The sequence below is a fragment of the Paraburkholderia sp. SG-MS1 genome, assembly GCF_012275575.1.
GTDB lineage: Bacteria > Pseudomonadota > Gammaproteobacteria > Burkholderiales > Burkholderiaceae > Paraburkholderia.
The window spans coordinates 1-928 of sequence record NZ_NPIH01000004.1 but is presented as its reverse complement, the minus strand read 5'-3'; the positions used below and the strand labels follow the sequence as shown (position 1 = coordinate 928).

At 59.6% G+C, this 928-nt stretch carries 1 protein-coding gene; it reads right to left on the bottom strand.

The genetic code is table 11. The features are described from left to right. Window positions 1-182 (bottom strand): hypothetical protein (locus CIC12_RS32855; RefSeq protein WP_238812250.1); only part of this gene is annotated, 182 nt, incomplete at its 3' end. Between the last annotated feature and the right edge of the window lie 746 nt (window positions 183-928).

Below are 928 nucleotides of genomic sequence, written 5' to 3'. Positions count from 1 at the left end.
CTACCATTCGGCAGGGATACACACTGCGATACTACAAAGAGGAGAAAGATACCAAACCATTCGATACCGAATACATGTACGCATCGGATACCGATCAGAATCGCATCAATTACCTGGGGAAAAACAGGAAAATGCGGGCCGATTATGCAATCAGGAAACCAGAAAACAGCATAACGTGGCATCGGGGGAGTTCGCTCGACGTGGAAGTAAACGTTACGGAGCCGAGCAACTCTCGCGGCTCTACTCCCACAGCGAAAACCAGCACTCATCCAGTGCAGTGTAGGCAGATTGGTAGTTCGCCTGTGTGTTATCCCGTGCGTTTTGTGCCCTGGGGCGGGTGACCGGCGGCGGGCTCTGGGCGATTGCTTGCGCAATACCATCCGGCGACCGCTCCTCGGCGACGGGACGCTCCGGCTTTGTTCTGAACGGTCTTTGGCGCACGACCCGGCACGCCGCGCGCATGCGTTCGGCCATTGACGAACCGCGCCCTAAGGTCCCCGTTGCAAACAAAAACACAGTCCGATCATGGCGCGGCGCCTGAGGCTCTCGTTGTACTCCTGGGCACTGGTGACGTGGTAGCAGCCTTTTTGCAAAACCACTCCGCAAGCCCGCCCCGCTCGCCTCGCAACAACCCGCCAATCTCGCCCGATTGCCCGCTAGAATGGCCGCCTTTTCTCGCGTCGGGCGCGCCGCAAGGCAAAATACGGCTTTTGCGCGTATCGCACGCGCCGCGATTGCCGCTGAATGATCCCCGGCTGCAAGCTTGCCGCCGGCCTTCGCAAACACGCGCGGCAGCGGCCGGATCAAGGCAGCAAGGGCTAAGCGGCCCGTCGCGTGCGGCGCAGCCAGGACAGCTCGTCCTTTAACAGAGCACCTCAGGAGCATTGATGACCGATTCGACCCCATCCTTCCTCGGCAGAATTTCACT